This is a genomic window from Acidovorax radicis, assembly GCF_020510705.1.
GTDB classification, from domain to species: Bacteria; Pseudomonadota; Gammaproteobacteria; order Burkholderiales; family Burkholderiaceae_C; genus Acidovorax; species Acidovorax radicis_A.
This window is the reverse complement of sequence record NZ_CP075184.1, coordinates 3826327-3844714: the sequence shown is the minus strand read 5'-3', so window position 1 is coordinate 3844714 and position 18388 is coordinate 3826327. Positions and strand designations below refer to the sequence as shown.

The following is an 18388-nucleotide window of genomic DNA, read 5'->3' as shown; positions in this document are numbered from 1 at the left end:
CCGGATCTCCCCGTGCGCGCCCATGCGAATCCGTGCGCATGGGTGCGCATTGGTGCGTAGTACGGCGCCAGTACGCGCCCTCAAACGCGGCCTCAATCTTCTACACAGACCCGGTTGCGTCCCTGGCCCTTGGCCTCATAAAGGGCTGCGTCTGCTCGGCGCAGGATGTCTGCACCTTCTTCCTCCGCCCCCTTGAGCGTGGCGACCCCCGCGCTGATGGTGATGCGGCCCACCACCGGGTCCCGCTGCTCATCCATCGCAGCCACCAGGGTGTGGGCAATGGCTTGTGCGCCCGCCAGGTCGGTGTCGGGCAGCAAAACGACGAACTCCTCGCCGCCCAGTCGCGCCACCACGTCAGAGCTGCGAAGCCGCTCCTTCAAGGTGAAGGCGAGCCGTTGCAAAACGTCATCGCCTGTTTCGTGCCCATAGGTGTCGTTCACGCGCTTGAAATGGTCCACATCAACGGTGATCAGACTCAGTGGCCTGCCGCTGCGGTGTGCCAGCGCCAGTGCAAAGGCCATCTGGGTTTCAAAACCCCTGCGGTTCAGCAACCCGGTGAGCACGTCGGTGCGGGCCTGGCGGTCGAGCGCGTGGTTGGCCTCTTGCAGTTCTTGCGTGCGCTGGCGCACGGTGTCTTCCATGGCTTCGTGTGCGGACAGCAGGCGGTGCGTCATGCGGCCCAGCGCCTGCGACAGTTGCGTCACTTCCCGGTTGCTGTGAACGGCCGGGATGTTGGACCCTGGTGTGCCAGCCTCCACGGCTGATGCGGCGTCGGCGAGCGCATACAGATCAACGCTCAATCGCCGTGCGGCCAGCCAGGCCAGCAACGATGCCAGCAACGCCGCCGCCAACCCGATAGCGAGGGCCATTCGCACGGTGTGGTTCGCCTCGGCAAACGCCAGCTCTATGGGTTGCCGTGCCACGATGCGCCAGCCCAGGTCGCTTTCAGCGCTGCGTGCCTGCAGTTGGGTGGCCGCTGTGAGGTACTTTTTGCCGTCTTGCCAGCGCACCACGGCGGTGTGCAGGCTGCGGCCGTCGCGGCCGTTGTTGACGTTGATTCCCTCGGGTAGTCGCATGTCAGCGTTTTCCAAGGTCTTGCCGCGAGCGGCGGGCGCAAGAATCAGCTCACCGTCGCGGTTGAAGATGTACAGCTCCAATGCGCTTTCCTGCGCCGATGTCGGAGTGAGGCTTTGCAGCACTTCGCGCGTCCATTCCCAGCTGCCATGAATGCCCACCACGCCTACGATGGTGTGGCCGATGTTGATCGGCGCAGCAAAGTCGACAAACCGGTTGGGTTCTCCGTAGGCCGTGGGCGGCAACAGGGCATCGAGCAGTTTGGCCGGATGCACGTCACCAACATGGGCGCCCTTGAGACCGTGCTGGAACCAGGGCCGCTGGGCCACGGTCTGACCTACCAGCATCCCCCCGGTAGCGTTTTGCACCACCCCTTGGGCGTCGGCCACGCCAATCCATGCGTTGTAGGGTTCCATGGCCTTGCTGCGCTCCAGCATGTGCAAGGCTTCGGGCGAATGAAGCCCTTTGGCCCAGATGATTTCGGCGCTGGCGAGCACCGTGGCCTCGCGGATGCGTTGATGCAAACCGTTGGCGAGCAGCGTGCTGGCGTTTTCAGCCACCAATTGAAGGGCGGCGCCCGCATCGCGCTCGGTGCGCTGCTTGAGCAGCTCGCCAAAACCCAGCGACAGCAATACGGCCAAGGAGACGACCAGTGCGCCAAACACCAACGCGATCTGCGTGCGCAGCCCGTGGTCTGCGAAGCGGTTGATGCGGTTGACTGGCTTCATGGCATGCCCCAGGTGCCGTGCGCAAGTGGGCGGGCCAACCCGGGCGAAGTCCGTCCACCGTGCGATCTGGGCTGTGTTGGGATGTGGCGGCGCAATGCGTGCCGGGCAATGGTGGCCGTCGTAGTGGCTGCGGCAGTGGGGGTGGCAGCATCGATCGTGGCCTGGGCCTGCGGCTGAAGGCGGTGCGCAAAAGACATGGGCGCACTGTACACAGCGATCCCATCTTTGAAAGCGCTAACAAGCCCAATCACGTGCCATTGCAACGGGTTTTGCTGCAGGCGATGGGCGACCGTGGGAGCGCCGCAGTGGCTCAGAGTGGGGCGCAGATGGCGGTCTGCCCGACACACACCCTTCCTTCTTCGCAGCGCCTTGCTGGCGCGTAATATGCTAATGGGATCGCCCCTGTTGGGCGGGCTTTGGAGACATGCAATGAAATGGGAAGGCAATCGCGAATCCGACAACGTGGAAGACCGCCGCGATGGCGGCGGCGGCGGGGGATCGCCAATTTTTGGCGGACGAAGCATTGGCATTGGCACCATCGTGGTGGCCTTGGTGGGTGGCTGGGTGCTGGGCATCAATCCGTTGACGATTCTTGGCCTGCTCAGTGGCGGGGGCTCGCCTGCACAGGTGCAGCCCCAGGCGCCTGCACATCGCCCGCCCGCAGACGACAAGATGGCCCGGTTCGTCTCCACCGTTCTGGCCGACACCGAGGACGTCTGGCAAGGGGTTTTCCGCGAGGGCGGTGGTCAGTACCAAGACCCGCGCCTGGTGCTGTTTCGGGGGGCAACGCCTACCGCGTGTGGCACGGGGCAGGCGGCCATGGGGCCGTTTTATTGCCCGGGCGACCAAAAGGTTTACATCGATCTGGGGTTTTACGAAACCCTCAAAAACCGGCTGGGTGCACCTGGTGACTTCGCGCAGGCCTATGTGATTGCCCATGAAGTCGGCCACCATGTGCAAAATCAATTGGGCATCAGCGCCAAGGTCGACCAGATGCGCGGGCGGGTGAGCAAGACCGAATACAACGCCTTGTCGGTGCGCCTGGAACTGCAGGCCGACTGCTTTGCCGGTGTGTGGGCTCACCATGCGCAGTCTGCGCGCCAGATTCTGGAGCAGGGTGACGTGGAGGAGGCCATGAACGCAGCCGCCAAGATCGGTGACGACGCTCTGCAACGTTCCAGCGGCGGTGCGGTGGTGCCAGAGAGTTTTACCCACGGCACCAGTGCCCAGCGGCAGCGGTGGTTCAACAATGGGCTGCAGAACGGCGACGTGAAGGCTTGCGACACGTTTGCCGCCCGCAGCCTGTAGCCTGTTCGGCCAGTGCCGGCACAGGCTCTTGAAGCCATGGGCCATGCGCACCTATGCGCCCCTTTGCGCCACCGGCCGTCCCATGTGCACCGGCGGTGGCGCCTGGCTGGCGCCACGCGTGAGCCAGGTGGCCGTGTTGGGGCTCCATGCATGGTGTCGTTTGGTGTTGTTCAGCGCGGGCGCTGAACGAGGATCTGCGCACCTGGCGGGGCTATCGTGAGCGCGTTTTGGCGCGCGGGCCCACCCGCACCCCGCAGCAGCCCTGAAGGCGATGAATAACTTCGCCCAGATCGGGGCGAGACGCTTGGTTACCACAACCCGGCAGTGACGGGTCATGCTGAAGGATTTCCAAGAAAAGTGCAGAAAGCGCTTTATTTGTAAGCGTTGATAGCTATCAAAAAAATAGCATTTCTCTGGATGGAGGGCAAACGCGCGGTGCAGTTGCCGAGGCCAGCAAACCAAAAAAATGCGTTTTGGGCCAGCGGTGCGACAATAGAGGGCTAAATGACAAGTTCCTTTTCCAATTTATCGCTGGCAGAGCCGCTAGCGCGCGCCGTAGCCGAAATGGGCTACGAATCCATGACACCCATCCAGGAGCAGGCCATTCCGGTGGTGCTCACCGGGCAGGATGTGATGGGCGCGGCCCAGACGGGCACCGGCAAGACGGCGGCTTTTTCGCTGCCCCTTTTGCAGCGCCTGCTCAAGCATGAGAGTAGTTCCACATCGCCTGCCCGCCACCCTGTGCGTGCGCTGGTGCTGTTGCCCACCCGTGAGCTGGCCGATCAGGTCGCTCAGCAGATTGCCTTGTACGCCAAGTACACCAAGCTACGCAGCACTGTGGTGTTTGGTGGCATGGACATGAAGCCCCAGACCATCGAGCTTAAAAAAGGCGTTGAGGTGCTGGTGGCTACGCCAGGCCGCTTGCTGGACCACATCGAGGCCAAGAACGCGGTGCTCAACCAGGTTGAATATGTGGTGCTCGATGAGGCCGACCGCATGCTCGACATCGGGTTCCTGCCTGACTTGCAGCGCATCCTGTCGTATCTGCCCAAGCAGCGCACCACGCTGCTGTTCAGCGCCACGTTCTCGCCGGAGATCAAGCGTCTGGCGGGCAGCTACCTGCAAAACCCGATCACCATCGAGGTGGCTCGGCCCAACGAGACAGCCTCCACTGTCGAACAGCACTTTTACAGTGCTGGTGACGACGACAAACGCCGTGCCATTCACCAGGTGCTCAAGAGCCGGGGCATCAAGCAGGCGTTCATCTTTGTGAACAGCAAACTCGGTTGTGCGCGCCTGGCCCGCAGCCTGGAGCGTGAAGGTCTGAAGACCACCGCGCTGCACGGTGACAAGAGCCAGGACGAGCGACTCAAAGCCCTGGAAGCCTTCAAGAGTGGCGAAGTGGACCTGTTGGTCTGCACCGATGTGGCCGCACGCGGCCTGGACATCAAAGATGTGCCCGCGGTCTTCAACTTCGACGTGCCCTTCAACGCCGAGGATTACGTGCACCGCATTGGCCGCACTGGCCGTGCGGGCGCCTCTGGCTTGGCGGTCACGCTGGTGTCGGGCAGTGATGCGCGCCTGGTGGCCGACATCGAGAAGCTGCTGAAGAAAAAAATCGACATCGAAGCCCTCGAATACGACGAGGATCGCCCGAACATTCGCAACCAGGGCCGCATCAACGACGGCCGCCGTGCATGGCGCGAAGCGGGTGAAACGGGCGACCCGCGCGATGCCCTGCCATCAGCCAGCCCCCGTGATCGCAGCGAGCGCCGTGAACCCCGCGAGAACTACCGTGGGTTTCGCCCCGCAGTGGCCTCACGCGATCCTTTTTTCGAAAAACCCTATGAGGCCAGCAGCAGCCCCGACGCTGCGCCTGCTTGGGAAGCCGCCAAAGCGCCAGCTCGCAGCGGGGTTTCGGCCAACATCAAGCCCAAACGCAAGGTGGCCGCGTTGTTCAAAGCCATCGAGCCTGAAACCTCGACGCAGTGATCGGTTGGGCGTTCAAATAGCCTGTTGCGCCTTGCTGGTAAGGCTTGGTAGCTATGCTTTTTGAGGCGTTGGATGGGGCGGGCGCAACGCAGGGAGCGCGCTCAGTCCATCTCGACGCAGCGGTTTCGGACAGGCGCCGTGCTTGAGACCGTTCTGCGCTGCCCTACCCAAGCGGCGCGTCGTGGCCAGAAGACTTGTTGGGGGTTCCGCTCAAGCCACGCTGATCACGCCAGTCTTGCTGGTGTGTGTGCCGTGGTCGGGCCGCAAGGTAGGGGCCATCGACCGCAGCAGTGCCGCGTCGATTTCGTTGAATACCCGTGGTGTGCCACCGTGTTGCTGCGTGAAGTGCAACGCGGCCACACCATCCGCAAAGGCCGGCAGGTTGCCCGCCCGCATGGGGCCCATGAATGAAGATCCTGCTACATACACCGCCTGCAGCGCGTCCAACCACCTGCCGGTGGTCGTATCGCTCACGTACCGGGCGACGATGTCATCGGGGCGGCGGCCACGCGTGTAGTGGTCCACATTGCCCAGGTACATCATCAGACTCAGCGGGGAGTCGAAAAAATAGGCGTCACCATCCGCAAAAATGACCTGGGCTGCCCACGCGAGTGCACGGGCCGGGTACATGCCACACACTGGGCACCGAGCGTCGGTGGGCACCGCGCGCGGCGCTGTCAGGGGTTGGCCCAAGGTGGGGTCGTATGGCGTGGGGGGCGCAACGATGCACACGTCGTCCCCCGCCTCCATCGTGCGTGGCTTGACTGCTTGGGGTTGTGGCGACCAGCGCCATGCCACAAGACCCGTGGTGCCCAGCAGCAAGGCCGCCAGCGCGACGCGCCGACGGGTGGTCGTGCGTGTGCTGGCGCGCTGTGGGCGTGTGGGCGTTGACATATAGGTGTGACCCCGGCCGATTACATGCGCGTGTCGTGCCCGGCGCCGCCGCTCAAGTCCACCATGGCGGGCGTGATTTCTGAAAACCGCAACACCTTGCCGCCGTATTCAGCCGCAAACTTTTTTGCGTCGGTCTCTTGCGCAAAACTGCCGATGGTAGGCCCCATGGAACCCGTGCGTTTGCCGCCCACCACGTACACGGCGGCTTTGCCGTCGATCCAGTGACCTTGCGGGGCATTCCAGTCGGCTTTTCCCATGTCTTGCACGTACACCGCCTTGACCGCGCGGACCTGCTCGCCAGCCAGCAGCGTGTTGAACAGCTCGACGGTGTCGCAAAAGAACGAGGGCTTGTCTTGCCCCGCAAAGTGCACCTGCGCCTTGGGTCCGGGATAGTCGGCCAGCAGCATGCCGTCGAGCTCGCAACTGGTGCTGCGGTCAATCTCCACGGGCGCCAGGGCCTGGGCGCTGCTGCCATCGGTCTGGGTGCATCCCGCCAGACCGGAAAGGCCCGTAAGCGTGCCCAGCGATGCGAGCATGGCCCAGCCCAGCAGTTGGCGCCGCCCGCGGCAGCTGCATTCGGATTGGTATTGCGTTGTCATGGTTTGAATCTCCAGCTCGCCAGACCCAGCGGCACCACGATCCAGCCCGCCATCACCGCACCCATCAACCATGGCTTGGCCAGGGCAGGGGGGACGATGCTGGTCAAGCCGTACATGGTGCGCACGTCATCGAGCGAGAAAACGTTGAGGATGCGGAAAACGTCGGCCGGGTTGAGCAGCAGCAGATAGGCCATGGCCTCGCCGCCATAGCGGCCCCCCGTGGTCACCAGTGCGCCGAGCAGCAACAGGTCAAACACCAGCACAAAAAAGAACCAGGCGGCAATGGCCAGGCCTGAGGCGCGGGTGCGTTCGTGGGTGATGACGGACAGCAGCACGGCCATGCTCAGGAATGCCAGGCCCAGCAATACCGAGCTGATCATGAAGCCACCGTAGTGAAAGAGGCCCGCCCAACTGAACTGCCGGTACAGCAGCACAGCCACCAGACCGAATCCCGCCAGGGTGGACAGCGTGAGCGCGGCGGCCAGCCCCAGGTATTTGCCCAGCATCAACTCCAGCCGCGTGATGGGCAGCGACAGCAACAGATCAAGCGATCCGCGTTCGCGTTCGCCCACGATGGCGTCAAACCCCAGCAGCAGCGCGATCAGCGGAATGAGGTAGATGACCAGGCTGACCAGGCTGGCAATCGTGAATTCGATGGAGCGAAACCCCACGGTACCTTGCTGCGCGCCGCCAAAGTAGGCAATGGCCAGCGAAAAAACGGTGAACACGAGCGCTACCGCCAGCACCCACCGGTTGCGGATGCGGTCGCGAAATTCCTTGGCCGCGATGGTGAATATCTGTGTGAATTCCATGGTGTGTTGTCTTTTTATGGGCGGACCATTACGCGTCGCGCAAGCCAAAGAAAACGTCTTCCAGCGACGGTTCGTGGATGTTCACGTCCAGCACGCGAGCGCCCAGGGGGGCAAGGGCTGCGAGCACCATCATCTTGGTGTTGTGGGGGCAGTCCACCCGCAGGCCGTGAGGTGCTGCACTGCAGGTGAGGTCGGGCAGTGCACTGAGTGCGTTCTGTGCTGCGGCTACATCGGCTTCGGCCAGCGTCAGTTGGATCGAGAGTGGCATCTGTGCCTGTTCGCGCAGTGCCTGCACACTGCCCAGGGCCTGCAGCTTGCCTGCGGCAAGGATGGCCAGGCGGTCCACGCGTTCTTGCAGCTCGGCCAGGATGTGCGAGGTGATGACGATGGTGACACCTTCGCCCTGCAGGTTGCGCAGTGCGGCATAGAAGTCGCGGATGGCTTGCGGGTCCAGGCCGTTGGTAGGCTCGTCGAGCAGCAGCACCTGTGGCGAGCCCAGCAGGGCCTGCGCAAAACCGAGACGTTGGCGCATGCCCTTGGAGTATTCGCGCACGGCACGGTTGCCTGCATGGGCCAGGCCCACGCGTTCCAGCAGCGCGGGGCACTGTTCTAGCGGAGCACCTTTGAGCCGGGCGAAAAAGCGCAGGGTCTCCAGACCATTGAGGTTGTCGTAAAGCACTACGTTTTCGGGCAGATAGCCCACGTGGCGACGGGCGGCCCGAAAGTCGCGCCCCTGCACGCTGGTGCCGCCCACGCGGATATCACCCGAGGTGGCCGCTACCAGGCCGAGAATCATCTTGAACAGGGTACTTTTGCCTGCGCCGTTGTGGCCGATGAGTCCAAAAATCTCGCCGCGCTCAATGCGCAGGTCAATGCCATCGACAGCGTGTATTGCACCGTAGTGCTTGTGCGCACCCTGTACCTCGATGGCAGCGGGCTCGCGAAGGTCAATGGGAGGAGGATTGCGGGTCACGCCAGTGGCTCCGTTCAAGGTTGAAATGGCTCGGCTGCATGCGGGGGTGCGGGTCCACCACGGTGGGCACGCGCAGCACGGGAAATTGTTGACCCACCAAGCGCAGCGCCTGCACTGCCGGGCTGGCCAGCAGCAGCTTGATGGTGGGGTGGCGCCAGGTCAGGCGGTCCACCATATCGTTGGCTTCGTAGGGTACGTCGCCTACACCGTCACCGTCACGGTCCCAACCCAGATAGTTGCTCCAGTAGTTGCCGCTTTTGGCTCCCCAGCGTTCGTCGCGGGCACCCACATACCGTACCTGCTCGCGGTTGCCGATGAAGTCGTTGCCCTCCACCACGTTGCGCGTGGAGCCAGCTGACAGGTGTACCCCCACGGTGTTGCGAACCACGAGGTTGCCGCGCAGGGTGACGTATTCCACATCGTAGATGAAGAAGCCGCGCTGGTTTTCAGCGACCACGTTGTTCTCGATCACCGAATCCTGCACCGAGCGCAGCATGATGCCGTGGTCGGAGTTGCCCCAGGCGCGGTTGTTGCGCACTACCTGTTCGCGCACCTCCATCAGTGCCAGGCCGCCGCGGTTCAGGTACGTGTCGTTGTCCTCCCACAGGTTGTAGTACGACGTCATGTAGTGCGTGCCGTAGCGGCTGTGGTGCAGCTTGTTGCCCCGGAACACTGCATGGTGCGACACGTCCACATAGAGCGCGTCGCGCACGAAGCTGATGTTGTTGCCGATGATTTTCGCGCCCTGCGTGTTGAAGAGCTGGATGCCATTGCCGCGCCGCGCCGAATCAAAGTCGCGCTTGCCGGTAATGGTGTTGCCTTCGATGCGCACATCCGTCACCTTCTCGATCCACAGACCAAACAGGTTGTATGTGAGGTCGCAGTGCTGCACCACGGTGCGGTGTGCGCCAGGGTAGAGGTAGATGCCAGCGTTCTGGTCCTGCAGGCTGCTGCCCGAGTCGCGCACGATCAGCCCCTCGATCGTGACATCGGGCGCCGTCACACGGATGGTGTCGCCGACCAGGCCGCCACTGACCGTGGGACGGTCCACGCCGCGCAGCGTGAGCGGCTTGTCGATCAGCAGGTTGGTGCGGTAAAAGCCGCGTTGCACCTCCAGCACGTCGCCGGGCGCTGCAGCCCGCACGGCGGCTTGCAGGTCTTGCCCAGGCTGCACCACCACGGTAGCGGCGCGCGCTGACTGCGTAGCCGCAAGACACAGGAGCGCCGCGCATGCCAGGCGGACTAGGGCATCCTTCATATCACCAACCAGCCCATGGACTTGAGCGCCAGGAAAAGCGCAGCACCAATCATCAGATTCTTGAAGCCCACATAGCTCACCATGTCCACCACGCCGGCGACGCGGTACTGGTCGCGCCACCACGGCCCGTCCTTCACATAGCGCTTGCCAGACAGGCGGATCAGCACCTCGTACACGCTCCAGCCAAACCACCAGCCAATGATGGCACCCGAGGAGAGCGTGCCCATCGCCGTCATAACCCAGGCCACCGTGGCGGCCACGGCGAGCGAGAGACCGGCGATTTGCAGCGCCCGCTGCGAGTGCCAGCCTTCGCTGCTCCAGGGCCACAGGTGGTCGCGCACTTCCAGCCACAGCCACTGCAAGCCGCGCGCGCCGTTCTTGTGCGCTGGCAGCATGGGCGGCGTGGGCATGCGTGGATCGGGCCCGCCCACCGCCTTGGCGCTGATCTGCTCGGTGTAGCTGGTCGCCGGGTGGATCGGGATGAAATAGCCGTTCTTGCCGATGGGCGTCATTTCCAGGCCGTCCTTTTCGCGGCGCTTGCGCTCTTTGGCCAGGGGCGGGCAGCCCTTGGTGTCGGTGTAGAGAATCATGCAGTCGAGGCAGTGCAGGCACTCGCGGTGGTCGATACGGCCGTCGGCATCAATCGCCTGCGCGCCGCAGCCCACGGCGCAGGCTTTGCAGCTATTGCAATCTTGCTTGCGCTTGAGGCCAAACCACCGGAACGTGCTGGGCATGGCCAGCGATGCGCCCAGTGGGCAGATGTATTTGCAATACGGGCGCTCGATGAAGATGGACACGCCAAGGATTGCGGCGACGAACAACCCATAAGGCCAGGCCCGGTTCATCACTCCGACCAGAAAAGTGGTCTTGAAAGGCTCGACCTCGGATAGTTTCTCTGCCAGGCCCATGGAGAACATGGACACCGTGAGCAGGAAGAAGAAGATGGCGTACTTGAGCCACTTCAGGCGGTCGTGCCATTTTTGTGGCAGCTTGGTCTGAAAGCGCCCCAGGCCCACAAAACGGGCGATCTTGTAGATGGATTCCTGCAGCGAGCCAAACGGACACATCCAGCCGCAGAACAGGCCGCGTCCGAACAGGAACACGGTGACGATGATGAAGATCCAGAACAGGAAGATGAATGGATCGGAAAGGAAGAGCGACCAAGTCCACTGGAACAACAAGGCGTGGAACCACGTGAGAACCTGCGTGATGGAGGGCTGCGCCATCACGCCAAAGCCGACAAAAACGATGGAAAGGCCCCAGGCGGTGTACTTGAAGGCGTTGACCGGCCACTTGTTTTTGTGCGTGGACAGGCGGGTAAGCCGTTCGCGGTAGGCGTAGACCACGCCCACTGCCACCAGCAACACGATGAACAGGCCAATCGCCACTGCGCGCGACTTCCATATGCGCACCCAAGGGGCATCGGGCTCGACCACCTTGGGGCGGCCGCCTTCGAGCATGGAGGCTGGCAACCAATAGGCCGTGTCGAAGCTGGTGAAGCTTTTGGCACCCGTGGCCCGGTCAATACGATTGCCCAACAGGCTCAGCTTCCAGGGGTAAGCATCTGAAAAGGCCTGGGAACGGATGATGAAGATCGCCGACTCGTTGTAGCGGGGGGCACCTGCGGCTTGCACGCCGTAGAGGTTCAAATAATCGAGATCGCGGAAGGTGAACGAATCGGCACCTTGCTTGACCTGCACCCGGTCATACAGGCCGCCACGCACAAAACCCGAGCCTTTGAAAGACTCATGCCCTGCGGTCCGGATGACAAAGACCGCGTGTTCACCTTCCTTGATCTGTTGCCGCAGGTTGTCCCAGCCCGTGGCGCCGAGCACACTTTTGCCAATGTCGGGGTGGCTCAGGTCACCGAACCACAGCTCGATGAACGGGTCGGCGCTGCGGTCCTGGCCCAACTGCTCGGGCATGACGCGCAGGTGCTGCACGGCACCGCGTCCCACCAGCTCGTCCCAGGTGAGGGAGGCGCCCGTCACCTTGTAGCGTGCTGGCTCGCGCACGGTGGGCGCCAAGATGCCGACTTGCCGTGCCACGGCCGAGCCCGAGGCCATCATGACCTGGTTTTGCGCAATCACCGTGACGGTGGCGCCAGAGATGGCGTCCAGCCCGATGACCTCGTCGTCGGGGCGCGACTGGCCAATCTCCAATTTGTCGGAGACTGATTTTCCGAGGTACTGGTCGTTGAATTTCAGCAGCGCAGATTCTGGGATACCCAGCAGCAAGATAGGCTCGGAGTGCTTGAGCACCTTCACGCCGACAAAATGGCCGGTCTTGTCCATGCCGATCAGCGTGACCACGGGCTTGCCCGAGTAGGCGGGCGTGTCGGTGATGTCGGTCGAGAGCATCACATAGCCCAGCAACTGGCGGCCGTCGCCAGCCTTGTCATAGGCTTCAACGTAGGGCGGCTGGCCCTTGCGTTCTGAAAAATGGGTGGCCCCCGGGAACACGTCCTGGCACGGCAGCAGCGCGCACATGTCCTTGGCGGTGGCCAGGTCAGCCGGAAGTTCGGCTTCGTAAGCACCTTTGCCCGCCGCCGCCTGTACTCCTGGAGGGAGTGTCGTCAGCGCAAAAATGAGTGCGACCCACAGAATCGACAGGAGGCGGAATTTCGGCAAAAGCATCGGATGTCCTGAAAAGAAAAGGGCAGCACAGCCCGGTGACCGCGCTGCCCTGAGTGAGGCTTCTTAAGCCTCGACCAGCATGCGCGAGCGCATTTCAAGGTGCAGTGCGTGGCAGAAGTTGGTGCAATACGCCCAGTACACCCCCGGTTTGTCCGCAATGAAGGTGACCGACTTGGTCTCCTGGGGGTTGACGATGAAGTTGATGTCGTACTTCGGAATCGCAAAGCCGTGCGTCAGATCTTCCACTTTGTCGAGGTTCGTGAGAATGATTGTCACCTCGTCGCCACGTTTGACGGTCCATTCGCGCAAGCCGAACGTGGGCGCTTGGGACGTGAGGTACACGGTGACCTTCTTTCCCTTGCGCTCCACGCGGCATTCCTTGGGGTCCTTCACAGCGTTCGGGAACTCGTTGATGTCATACACCTGGCGCGTGCGAACGAGATTGCGCGGGATGATGATGGAGTCGTGTGGCTCGGAGTACACCGCATGGTCTGCCACCAGTTTCATCTTGTCGCCGCTGATGTCGATGAGCTGCGCGGTTTCAGGGTGCAGCGGGCCGACGGGCAGGAAGCGGTCCTTCGAGAACTTGTTGTCCGACAGGAAGTATTTGCCATCGGCGTCCTTGGTTTCACCCATCGAGGTGAAGCCATGGCCAGGCTGGTACTGCACATCGAGACGGTCCACGACAGGCTTGGCCGTCTTGTCGCCCTTGAAGGACTTGATGGCGGCTTCCACGTTCCACTTGACGATCTGGCTGTCAAGGAACAGCGTGGTGTAGGCGTTGCCACGGCCGTCAAAGCCGGTGTGCAGTGGGCCCAGGCCAATTTCGGGCTCGGCCACCACGGCTTCGCGCGCGTCCTTGAGTTCGCCGTCGAACCACTTGAGCACAAGCGCGTGTTCGATCAGCGTGGCGGTGGGCGAGAGCTTGCCCGAGCATGCGTAGTACTTGCCGTCGGGGCTGGCGTTCACGCCGTGTGGGTTCTTGGACACGGGCACATAGCACACCAGCGAAGTCTTGGGATCGGGGTTGCCAGCCTTGGTGCCATCGACCACCGGCACCTTGGAGCCGCCGTAGGTCTTGAACTTACCGACCTTGACGGCTTCTTCGATGCGCGCAATGTTGAAGAACAGGCAGGCATCGCGCTCGGCAGACATCATGTCCTCATAGTGCACGCCGTTCTCGGTGTTGTACTGGTTCGTGGCGGCGAGCTTGCCGTCATACGACGTGGCCACCAGATCGCAATTGCCGTCGATCAGCACTTGCCAGCGCACCTCCATGCTCTCTGCGTCGACGCAGGTAAAGACCGAGCGGTAGTCCGCCGTGGCATCCATGTTCTTGCCATTGTTGTCCAGCGGAATAGCGAATTCGGCGCCGCAGAACACACGTGTGGTGTGGTTGATGGCGGGGTCCACCGGGTCACGTTTGTCAGGGAAGGTGCCGTGGAAACCCTGCACCAGCGGGATTTCGGTGATCTTGTCGGTCTCCATCGTATCCATGCGGATGCGCGCCAGGCGGCCGTGGATCTTGTCGTTCACGAACATGTACTTGCCGTCGTACGTGCCGTCCTTGTACGAGGGGTGGATGTGGTGCGTGTCGCCCGTGTGGTACTTGAGGCTGCCATCGGGCTTGGTGCCCAGGATCTTTTTCGATTCGTTGGTGATGCCCCAGCCCACGAGGCAATCCATGTTGAAAACCGGAATGCGCTTGAACAAGCGGCCAGAAGGCAAGCCATAGATGCGGCATTCACCGGAGTGTCCGCCGGACGAGAACGAGTAGTAGTCGTCGAGTTGGCCTGGTGGCACTTCGTATTTGCTCGCTTCGGAGGCTGCATGAGCCACCGGTGTGGGAGCAGACGCTGCGGGCGCGGCGCCAGCAGCAGGTTTGTCGTTGCAGGCGGCGACCCCCACGGTCAGCCCAGCCAATGCCGCGGTGTTGATGAACCGGCGGCGCCCAAGGCCCACGGTTGCTTTGCTCAGATCTTCTTTTTGCTTGGTCATGGTGAAATTACCTCTTTAGGATGGCTCAGGAAAAACGGGGAGGTGCACGTGCCGGCGGGCGCAAGGCCCAACCGCCCAGTGCGGAAACTTGCTGGTAATAGCGGTGATGGAATGGTGGCAGCGGGGCTGCGGCGAGTGCCACTGAATAGGCATCGGGCGGGGCGTCGGCAGCCAGACACAAAGGGCAATGCATGCCTGCGGCGTCCGCTGCGACGATGCCGTCGGTCGTCTTGACCACCAGGCGAATGGCACCCGAGCCGGAGCAGACGATTTCCATGGCCTTGGGTTGCAGCAGCGGCGAGACCACCGCGGCGAACAGCGCCATGACAAACCACGCCAGCACCCACAGGCGAAGTGTTCGTGTGGCGATGGGTGTTTGCATGGCGGTGATAATAGATTCGCCTAACGTGAATCAATTTGATCTGGATCATGTTTTCGCGGCGCCTCCCCCTGTCCAGGAGAGCCGTCGCGCAATACAGTTACTTACCTGATTGGCGCGCGTTGATGCGCGGGTTGTCGTGCTAGGGCGGGCTCTCTGGCCGAACCCGGTTCACGGTTGTACGCATGAAGATGCAGTTACATACCGCTGATGCGCGAATCGACAGTTGTTTAACGGACTAAGAACAGGATATTTACGATGCAAAAGAAAACTGTGATGGTCGCTGCGGCGATCTTGGCTGCACTGCTGAGCGGTTGTGGAGACAAAAAATCGGAACCCACCGCCGCCGCGCCTGCTGCCGAGGCGCTAGCTGCTGCGCCCGTGGCTGCCGCAGCCCCTGCCGCCGAGAATGAACTGGGCAAGAGCGTTTTTAATAAAACCTGCGCCCTGTGCCACGCCGCTGGTGTGGGCGGCGCTCCCAAGCCCGGCGATAAGGCCGATTGGGGCCCCCGTATTGCCCAAGGCAAGGAGACGCTCTACAAACATGCGATGGAAGGCTTTACCGGCGCAAAAGGCATGATGCCGGCCCGTGGTGGCGCTCCTGCTCTGACCGACGACGAGATGAAGGCCGCCGTGGATTACATGGCTGACAAGTCGATCTAACCGGAGGCGTCATGCAGCAAGCCCTCTTTTCTCCTCGAAATCTGTCACGCCGACGCTTCGCCATGGCGCTGCCGTTGTTGGGTGGCGGTTTCTGGGCCGGGGGCGCACCGGCCCACCAAAGCTCGGCATCGTTGCGTGACTCCCGGCCCCTGATGGGGACGCAGGTCGACATGTCCGTGCAAGGCGCCGACGGTGTGTCGCTGCGCCACGGCATGGACCAGGCCTATCTGGAGATGCTGCGGCTGGAGTCGCTGATGAGCCGCTACCAGCCGGGCAGTGTGGTCAGCCGCATCAATGCGGCTGCCGGCATCGTGCCCGTGGTGGTTCCGGACGAGGTCATGGTGGTGCTGCAAAGTGCGCAGCGTGTCGCTCAGGCCACTCGCGGCGCGTTTGACGTGACCGTGGGGGCGTTTAAGTCGTGGAACTTCGGCGCTGGCGAGAAAACTGTGCCTGGCGCTACAGAGATCGCACGTCAGCTGCCCTTGGTAGATGCGCGGGGCTTGGTACTGGATACCCACGCGGGCACCGCGTTTCTTGCTCGCCAGGGAATGGCGCTGGATCTGGGGGGCATCGCCAAGCTCCCGATTCTGGAGGCGGGGATGCAGGTCTTGCGAGCCCATGGCATCCAAAACGCCATGATCAATGGCGGTGGCGATGTCTTGACGCAAGGGCTGTGGCAAGGCCGCGCCTGGCGCGTGGGGGTGCGCGATCCACGTTCGCCCCAGCAGCTGCTGGGGGTTGTGTCGCTGGCCGACGGTGGTGTGGTGGCTTCTTCGGGTGACTACGAGCGCTGCTTCTTCTACCAAGGCCAGCGGTTGCACCACGTGCTCAATCCACGCACCGGGCGGCCTACCTCGGGGGTGCATGGCGTGACTTTCGTGGCGCGGGACGTGGGCACTGTCAACGGACTGGGCTCAGCGCTGATGGTGCAAGGCATGCAGGCTGGCCGGTCTATGTCTGAGCGCATGGCGGGGCTGGCTGTTTTGATGGCTGGGCAGGACGGTAGTGTCTGGCAGTCGCCAGCGATGCTTGCCGTGTTGCAGCCGACTTCTGCCTGACCCTTGTCGTCAGCCGGGCGCTTGCGACTGTTCGCAGTGCACCTGCAGCAGTTCGCGGTCGGCGAGTGTGGCGCCGAAGCGCACCGCGCTCAGGCAACCGCCCCACACGCAACCGGTGTCGAGCCCCATCAGATCTGAGCGGTTGAGCAAGCCCAGTGTGGACCAGTGACCAAAGGCGATCAGCGACCCAGCCGTCTGCCTGCCCGGCACGTCGAACCAAGGCAGTAACCCGGCGGGGGCATCGTTGGCACTTTCGGCGCTTTCAAAATCCATGACACCTGCGGGCGTACAAAACCGCAGCCGTGTCAATGTGTTCACGATCACCCGCAGGCGTTCCACGCCTTGCAGGTCGTCACGCCAGTGGTCGGGCGTATTGCCATACATGGCGTGCATAAATTCGGGCAGATTGTTGCTGCGCAAAACGGTCTCGATCTCCCGGGCTCTGTCCAGCGTGTCTGCGATGGTCCAGCTGGGCAGCACGCCCGCGTGCACCATCAGCAAGTGCTCTCCTGCGTGCTCATGGATGCGAACCAGCGGCTGTTGGCGTACCCAATCGAGCATGGCTGTTCGGTCTGGCGCGTGGAGGATAGACCCGAGGGTGTCGCGGCGCGATGGTTTGCGAGCCCCGTGGGCGGTTGCCAGCAGGTGCAAATCATGATTGCCCAGCAGGCAGCGGATGGCGTCGCCATGCCCCATGCAGCGACGCAGAACGGCCGCAGATGCGGGGCCACGGTTGACCAGATCGCCCAACAAATACACGGTATCGCGGCTGGCTGAAAAACCGATCACGTCAAGCAGGCGCCCCAGCGCCGCGTCGCAGCCCTGAATGTCGCCAATACAGTAGATTGCCATGGTGTTTTTTGGAACGTGGGACCGATCGTGCAGAAACATCTGCACGATCCGTCACATTCGAAGGGAATGAAGGAGAGATTTTGTGGAGGGGGCCGGCTGGCCACCGTCGCATCATGCCCTTCTGAATTCTCGATGGAGGTGGGTTTGAAGCGAGGCTTGCTATTCAGGTTACTTGGTCTTGGCGCCAAAGGATTGTCAAAGTACTAGTCTTTTGATAGGGCCAGCACCAAGAAAAAAGATAGAGACAAACCATCGCATTCAAAAATCCGGCAATGGAGGGCGCTTGCAGCAGCCTTCGTTAATAAAAAATTTTACATGGACGTTCCCAACGGTTGATTATTTATATAATCAGTACCGTCCAAGCCGAACCACCCTTATTTTCCATACCCATGACCAGCTATAAAGAACTTTTGAAGCAGCGCGAAGCTCTTGAGCAACAAATCAGCGAAGCCCGGCACCGCGAGTTGTCAGACGCAGTGTCGCAGGTTCAAAAGCTGGTGGCCGAATATGGGTTGACCGCGCAAGACGTGTTCCCATCGGGCAAGGGTTCTGGTAAAGTCGGCCGCAGTTCTACGGCGGGTTCCAAGGTGGCCCCGAAGTACCGTGATCCTGCGACAGGCCAGACGTGGACGGGGCGAGGCAAAGCCCCCAAGTGGATTCAAAATGAAGACCGCACCAAGTTCGCTATTTGAGCGATTGAGGTTCACTCTCCATAAAAAAACCCGCTGATGCGGGTTTTTTTATGGGCGAAGTATGAAAGACTGGGGAATAACTATGCCCCAGTGGCTCGCCACAGTGGTATGGGGCTTAAGGCTGCAACGCAGCGAAAGGTGTTTTTACAGGATATGCATAGGAGGCTGTCATACGCCGCTTGCATTTGTGGCTTCACGCCACGCACCTCAAGGCCGCACAAGATACTCCTGTCTAGTCGCTTGCGGCAATTGGTATTTGCATAGCCCTTTCTTCCACGCTCTCCAAAAAGAACGTATTGGGGCCACGACAGACTCCGCAGTCCAAATCCTGAGCGTCGTATTCGACAACCGCGCGATATCGGCGCTGTCTGAATGTGTTGGCGCTGCAGGACACGTGGCAAAGAAACCGAGCCAGGTCCGTCGTTTCGCGCGGCTTTCTCTCAGAACCTGTTCAAGATCTTTTCAGGGTCGC

The 18388-nt window shown here is 62.0% G+C and carries 15 protein-coding genes; 5 read left to right on the top strand and 10 right to left on the bottom strand.

Features of this window, described 5'->3' with window-relative positions; genetic code table 11:
• Positions 1-92: 92 nt before the first annotated feature.
• The gene (locus KI609_RS17585; protein WP_226444847.1) at positions 93-1802 is read right to left on the bottom strand and encodes a sensor domain-containing diguanylate cyclase; all 1710 of its coding nucleotides are present in this window, start codon (positions 1800-1802) and stop codon (positions 93-95) included.
• Positions 1803-2231: 429 nt separating this feature from the next.
• Between KI609_RS17585 and KI609_RS17580 the strand changes: the two genes are divergently transcribed.
• Both KI609_RS17580 and KI609_RS17575 read left to right on the top strand, forming a co-directional pair.
• Positions 2232-3110 (top strand): neutral zinc metallopeptidase, encoded by an 879-nt coding sequence (locus KI609_RS17580; protein ID WP_226444846.1) that lies wholly within the window; start codon positions 2232-2234, stop codon positions 3108-3110.
• Between the two features lie 504 nt (positions 3111-3614).
• Positions 3615-5102: a DEAD/DEAH box helicase gene (locus tag KI609_RS17575; RefSeq protein ID WP_226444845.1), complete on the top strand. Its 1488-nt coding sequence runs from the start codon at positions 3615-3617 to the stop codon at positions 5100-5102.
• A 210-nt stretch (positions 5103-5312) separates the two neighbouring features.
• Here KI609_RS17575 and KI609_RS17570 read toward each other — a convergent pair whose 3' ends face one another.
• The 8 genes from KI609_RS17570 to KI609_RS17535 form a co-directional block, all read right to left on the bottom strand.
• On the bottom strand, positions 5313-5996 hold the full coding sequence (locus KI609_RS17570; RefSeq protein ID WP_413463338.1) for a nitrous oxide reductase accessory protein NosL: 684 nt from the start codon (positions 5994-5996) through the stop codon (positions 5313-5315).
• 20 nt (positions 5997-6016) lie between these two features.
• Positions 6017-6595 carry a nitrous oxide reductase accessory protein NosL gene (locus KI609_RS17565; protein WP_226444844.1) on the bottom strand — a complete coding sequence of 193 codons (579 nt, stop codon included), beginning with the start codon at positions 6593-6595 and terminating at the stop codon, positions 6017-6019.
• Positions 6592-7407 carry an ABC transporter permease gene (locus KI609_RS17560; RefSeq protein ID WP_226444843.1) on the bottom strand — a complete coding sequence of 272 codons (816 nt, stop codon included), beginning with the start codon at positions 7405-7407 and terminating at the stop codon, positions 6592-6594. Before KI609_RS17560 ends, KI609_RS17565 begins: the two co-directional genes overlap by 4 nt.
• A gap of 28 nt (positions 7408-7435) precedes the next feature.
• On the bottom strand, positions 7436-8380 hold the full coding sequence (locus KI609_RS17555) for an ABC transporter ATP-binding protein (RefSeq protein ID WP_226444842.1): 945 nt from the start codon (positions 8378-8380) through the stop codon (positions 7436-7438).
• Positions 8355-9638 carry a nitrous oxide reductase family maturation protein NosD gene (locus tag KI609_RS17550; protein WP_226444841.1) on the bottom strand — a complete coding sequence of 428 codons (1284 nt, stop codon included), beginning with the start codon at positions 9636-9638 and terminating at the stop codon, positions 8355-8357. Before KI609_RS17550 ends, KI609_RS17555 begins: the two co-directional genes overlap by 26 nt.
• Positions 9635-12274 carry a NosR/NirI family protein gene (locus KI609_RS17545; RefSeq protein ID WP_226444840.1) on the bottom strand — a complete coding sequence of 880 codons (2640 nt, stop codon included), beginning with the start codon at positions 12272-12274 and terminating at the stop codon, positions 9635-9637. Before KI609_RS17545 ends, KI609_RS17550 begins: the two co-directional genes overlap by 4 nt.
• A 63-nt stretch (positions 12275-12337) precedes the next feature.
• Positions 12338-14272 (bottom strand): TAT-dependent nitrous-oxide reductase, encoded by a 1935-nt coding sequence (gene nosZ / locus KI609_RS17540; RefSeq protein WP_226444839.1) that lies wholly within the window; start codon positions 14270-14272, stop codon positions 12338-12340.
• A gap of 25 nt (positions 14273-14297) precedes the next feature.
• Positions 14298-14654, bottom strand: coding sequence for a DUF2946 family protein (locus tag KI609_RS17535; RefSeq protein WP_226444838.1), 357 nt, complete (start codon positions 14652-14654; stop codon positions 14298-14300).
• A gap of 255 nt (positions 14655-14909) precedes the next feature.
• Between KI609_RS17535 and KI609_RS17530 the strand changes: the two genes are divergently transcribed.
• Positions 14910-15314 (top strand): c-type cytochrome, encoded by a 405-nt coding sequence (locus tag KI609_RS17530; protein ID WP_226444837.1) that lies wholly within the window; start codon positions 14910-14912, stop codon positions 15312-15314.
• Between the two features lie 11 nt (positions 15315-15325).
• A complete protein-coding gene (locus KI609_RS17525; RefSeq protein ID WP_226444836.1) occupies positions 15326-16372 on the top strand; it encodes an FAD:protein FMN transferase in 1047 nt (348 codons plus the stop codon).
• A gap of 9 nt (positions 16373-16381) precedes the next feature.
• Here the strand turns inward: KI609_RS17525 and KI609_RS17520 are convergent, their stop codons facing one another.
• Positions 16382-17224, bottom strand: a complete 843-nt coding sequence (locus tag KI609_RS17520) for a symmetrical bis(5'-nucleosyl)-tetraphosphatase (RefSeq protein ID WP_226444835.1) — start codon at positions 17222-17224, stop codon at positions 16382-16384.
• 389 nt (positions 17225-17613) lie between these two features.
• On the opposite strand from KI609_RS17520, the gene KI609_RS17515 reads away from it, so the two are divergent.
• Positions 17614-17916 carry an H-NS histone family protein gene (locus KI609_RS17515; RefSeq protein ID WP_226444834.1) on the top strand — a complete coding sequence of 101 codons (303 nt, stop codon included), beginning with the start codon at positions 17614-17616 and terminating at the stop codon, positions 17914-17916.
• Positions 17917-18388 lie beyond the last annotated feature (472 nt).

Bases quoted from the DNA above. Each gene is read 5' to 3' on its own strand.
- KI609_RS17585 (WP_226444847.1), bottom strand. From the start codon at position 1,802: ATGAAGCCAGTCAACCGCATCAACCGCTTCGCAGACCACGGGCTGCGC.
- KI609_RS17580 (WP_226444846.1), top strand. From the start codon at position 2,232: ATGAAATGGGAAGGCAATCGCGAATCCGACAACGTGGAAGACCGCCGC.
- KI609_RS17575 (WP_226444845.1), top strand. From the start codon at position 3,615: ATGACAAGTTCCTTTTCCAATTTATCGCTGGCAGAGCCGCTAGCGCGC.
- KI609_RS17570 (WP_413463338.1), bottom strand. From the start codon at position 5,996: ATGTCAACGCCCACACGCCCACAGCGCGCCAGCACACGCACGACCACC.
- KI609_RS17565 (WP_226444844.1), bottom strand. From the start codon at position 6,595: ATGACAACGCAATACCAATCCGAATGCAGCTGCCGCGGGCGGCGCCAA.
- KI609_RS17560 (WP_226444843.1), bottom strand. From the start codon at position 7,407: ATGGAATTCACACAGATATTCACCATCGCGGCCAAGGAATTTCGCGAC.
- KI609_RS17550 (WP_226444841.1), bottom strand. From the start codon at position 9,638: ATGAAGGATGCCCTAGTCCGCCTGGCATGCGCGGCGCTCCTGTGTCTT.
- KI609_RS17545 (WP_226444840.1), bottom strand. From the start codon at position 12,274: ATGCTTTTGCCGAAATTCCGCCTCCTGTCGATTCTGTGGGTCGCACTC.
- nosZ (WP_226444839.1), bottom strand. From the start codon at position 14,272: ATGACCAAGCAAAAAGAAGATCTGAGCAAAGCAACCGTGGGCCTTGGG.
- KI609_RS17535 (WP_226444838.1), bottom strand. From the start codon at position 14,654: ATGCAAACACCCATCGCCACACGAACACTTCGCCTGTGGGTGCTGGCG.
- KI609_RS17530 (WP_226444837.1), top strand. From the start codon at position 14,910: ATGCAAAAGAAAACTGTGATGGTCGCTGCGGCGATCTTGGCTGCACTG.
- KI609_RS17525 (WP_226444836.1), top strand. From the start codon at position 15,326: ATGCAGCAAGCCCTCTTTTCTCCTCGAAATCTGTCACGCCGACGCTTC.
- KI609_RS17520 (WP_226444835.1), bottom strand. From the start codon at position 17,224: ATGGCAATCTACTGTATTGGCGACATTCAGGGCTGCGACGCGGCGCTG.
- KI609_RS17515 (WP_226444834.1), top strand. From the start codon at position 17,614: ATGACCAGCTATAAAGAACTTTTGAAGCAGCGCGAAGCTCTTGAGCAA.